Source organism: uncultured Brachyspira sp. (assembly GCF_944390595.1).
In the GTDB taxonomy this organism is placed as follows: Bacteria; Spirochaetota; Brachyspiria; order Brachyspirales; family Brachyspiraceae; genus Brachyspira.
Genome location: NZ_CALXRN010000228.1, coordinates 1 through 3,044 on the forward strand (window position 1 = coordinate 1; position 3,044 = coordinate 3,044).

A 3,044-nucleotide genomic window follows, 5' to 3' on the forward strand; every position below is an offset into this window, starting at 1 on the left:
TCGATAAAGAAAACACATTAGAGCTTATGCATACAATAAATAATAATCAATTTGATTTATTTCCTATAGTAATAAAATCAGATCAACAATATTTAACTTACAAATCTGCTGTATATCTAATAAACAGAAACATAAGAATAGATGCTTTAGTTTACGACGATCGTAATGCTGAATTTATTCCTTTTGAAAAGATATGGCAAAAATCTCAACTTCATAAATATGATTTACAATGGGTATGTTAAACATATCCACTTTTTATTTACAGAAAAATAACATTATGATAAAAACAAAATGTAAGCATCCAGATGTTGTTATCAATTTGTAGGTTTTGTTTTTGGTTTCTTCTGGGTCTTTTCCTGATTTGAAAAGCTCCAAGGAGCGAGGCGTTCCGCCCCAGGGAAGCGAGAACGCCGACGCTATCTGCTAGGGAAACGCCGAAAATAAAAAAAAGAGACACCTAAAAAAAACTATAAAATTTAAATTTGACTAATATTAATAAAATTCACTTTTTTTATGTATAATTAAGTTAATAACTTTATAACTTCAATAAATTCTTATGAAAAATAAAGATTAGATAAAAAATAAAATTATTTTTTTAAAAAAAATAAAATTCTCACACCTTGATTATTCATATGTAATATGACATATAATTAGTTTCTTATAAAAACGCATATATAATATGTCTTAATTCAATACTATAAATTTAGAATTGCTAAGTAAAAAAAAAGATACATATATTTTATGGATAAAAAAACAAAGGGTCTTAAAATAAATATATCAGAATTGCTAGATGTAAAATATTTAATGAATACAATATTTTATTCCATAATATAACCAATTTTAAAAAACAAGGAAATTAATTTTATTTTTTTTATTTAAAATACGTTGTAATGAAAATATATTTTTTTAAATTAAAAATGGTATACAGGAGGTATCAATGCACAAATTTACACTTAGACTTGATGAAGAGACATATGATATGTTAAAAGAACTATCTGATGAAAACAACACACCTATGACTTATTTAATAAAATTAATGATTAGAACTTATTATAAAACTAGAAAAATTAAAATTTAGGAGTGTATGAGTTATGATATATGCTGTTGATGCAATAATGGGAGCTGGAAAATCAAGTTTTGGAATACAAAAATTAATCAACAATATAAAGAAGGATAAAAAAACAATTTATATCACACCTTATAAGAACGAAATTAAAAGAATCATGGAAGAATGCAACAAGGCTGGTGTAAAAGTATATCAACCATTAGCATTTAACGACAAAGGTAAAAGAGATAATTTTGCAAGTTTAGTGGCAAGCGGAAAAAGCATTGTAGCTACTCACGCTTGTTTCGATGGTATATCTAAAGATTTATTTATGTTTTTTAAACAGCATAAGTATACTCTTATAATGGACGAAGTACATAATGTTGTCCAACCAATATGTTTAACTGAGGAAGATAGAGAAATGCTTTTAGAAAAAAAATATATCTCTATAAATCAAGAAACTGATGAGGTAATATGGAATAAGAATAATATGTCGTATGAAGGAAGATTTTCAGATATTAAAAATTTATGTGAACTTGGAAATATATATTACTTATCAGAAAAATTATGTTATTGGGTTTTTCCTTGTGAAATATTCAAAAGCATGAAAGATGTTTATATTTTAACATACTTATTCGAAGGGCAAATTCAAGCCGCATATTATAAGTCGTGTGGAGTAAAATATAAGTTAGTTAGTTTAATGAATACGAACAACAAAAGAGGTATGGAAGGAAAATATAAATTAGTTGAATATAAATCTGAATTGCAACATGACACGATTAAGGAATATGCAAATCTTATCAGTATATATCACGGAAAATTAAACGATGAATTTAGCATGTTTTCGTTCAGTTCAACCTATTTTGAGAAGATAAAATATAACAAAGAAATATTAAAACAGATAAAAAATAATATATATAATTATTTTAGAAATATAGTTAAAACTAAAGCTCAAGACAATATGTGGACAACATTAAAGTCTTTAGAAGATAGTTTGAAAGGTGGTGCATACAGTAAAGGGTTTGTTGAAATGACGGCTAGGGCAACAAATGAATATTCTGATAAAATTTCAATGGCTTATATATACAATAGATTTATAAACCCAACACTAATAACTTTTTTTAATAAAAGAGGTGTTGAAGTAAATCAAGATTTGTATGCAATATCAGAATTGTTACAGTGGATGTTTAGAAGCAGAATAAGAAAACAAATGCCTATAAACATATATATACCATCACTTAGAATGAGAGGACTATTAGAAAAATGGTGTAATTGTGAAATAAAAATGGAGGAATGCAAATAATATGGAATACGAAGTTAGAAGAATTACTAAACTTATGAGGTTTGATGTAAATAGAAAAATAAAACAAATTTATGATTTTTCAAAAAAAGATTATTATGTGGATACAGACGGTAACTTATATTACCGTCGTGAAAAATTAGTAGACATAAAAAACAATTTTGGTTACATAACTAATAGTATAAAAGATAATGATGGTGTTGCTAGAACTTTTAGTAGATAACAAATTGTAGCTCAAACATTTTTATTAGACAGTTTTGAAGAAGGAATGACGGTTGATCATATAAATAGGGTTAGGCATGACAACAGATTGGAAAACTTAAGATGGAGTACAGCAAAACAACAAATACATAACCAAACTAGAAAAATCCATAAAATTATCGTGATCGACAACCATCCTTATCAATTGTTCCAGAGAGTTATAGAGGATCAAAGATTGTATTTTATAAACAACATAGAGCCAAAATTTGATAAATCTAAATATAAGTATTTAAATTTACTTTATAAAATTTATGATTCTATAACTAATGATGTCGAAATAGATTCCGTAATAAAATCGTACGCTGAAAATTACATATATTTTAATTATGATGACGATGGAACAAAAGCTCGTATCGAATTCTATGATTATTTTTATCCTAAGATTAGACAATATCATTCTGATAAGGCTAAAGAAATTGCTAGTCAAACAACTACTGA

At 26.0% G+C, this 3,044-nt stretch carries 5 protein-coding genes and 1 pseudogene; all 6 read left to right on the forward strand.

Features of this window, described 5'->3' with window-relative positions:
- The coding region (locus Q0J90_RS13635; protein WP_297278430.1) for a hypothetical protein at nt 1-242 on the forward strand (242 nt) is incomplete at its 5' end.
- Between the two features lie 695 nt (nt 243-937).
- Nucleotides 938-1,078 (forward strand): ribbon-helix-helix protein, CopG family, encoded by a 141-nt coding sequence (locus tag Q0J90_RS13640; protein WP_297278431.1) that lies wholly within the window; start codon nt 938-940, stop codon nt 1,076-1,078.
- A 13-nt stretch (nt 1,079-1,091) separates the two neighbouring features.
- Nucleotides 1,092-2,348: a DEAD/DEAH box helicase gene (locus Q0J90_RS13645; protein ID WP_297278432.1), complete on the forward strand. Its 1,257-nt coding sequence runs from the start codon at nt 1,092-1,094 to the stop codon at nt 2,346-2,348.
- 1 nt (nt 2,349) lies between these two features.
- Entirely contained in the window at nt 2,350-2,568 is a 219-nt protein-coding gene (locus tag Q0J90_RS13650) for a hypothetical protein (RefSeq protein WP_297278433.1), read from the forward strand.
- Between the two features lie 45 nt (nt 2,569-2,613).
- Nucleotides 2,614-2,679 (forward strand): annotated as a pseudogene (locus Q0J90_RS14750) (HNH endonuclease); the annotation flags it as partial.
- A 102-nt stretch (nt 2,680-2,781) separates the two neighbouring features.
- Nucleotides 2,782-3,044 (forward strand): hypothetical protein (locus Q0J90_RS13655; protein WP_297278434.1); only part of this gene is annotated, 263 nt, incomplete at its 3' end.

Bases quoted from the DNA above. Each gene is read 5' to 3' on its own strand.
- Q0J90_RS13640 (WP_297278431.1), top strand. From the start codon at position 938: ATGCACAAATTTACACTTAGACTTGATGAAGAGACATATGATATGTTA.
- Q0J90_RS13645 (WP_297278432.1), top strand. From the start codon at position 1,092: ATGATATATGCTGTTGATGCAATAATGGGAGCTGGAAAATCAAGTTTT.
- Q0J90_RS13650 (WP_297278433.1), top strand. From the start codon at position 2,350: ATGGAATACGAAGTTAGAAGAATTACTAAACTTATGAGGTTTGATGTA.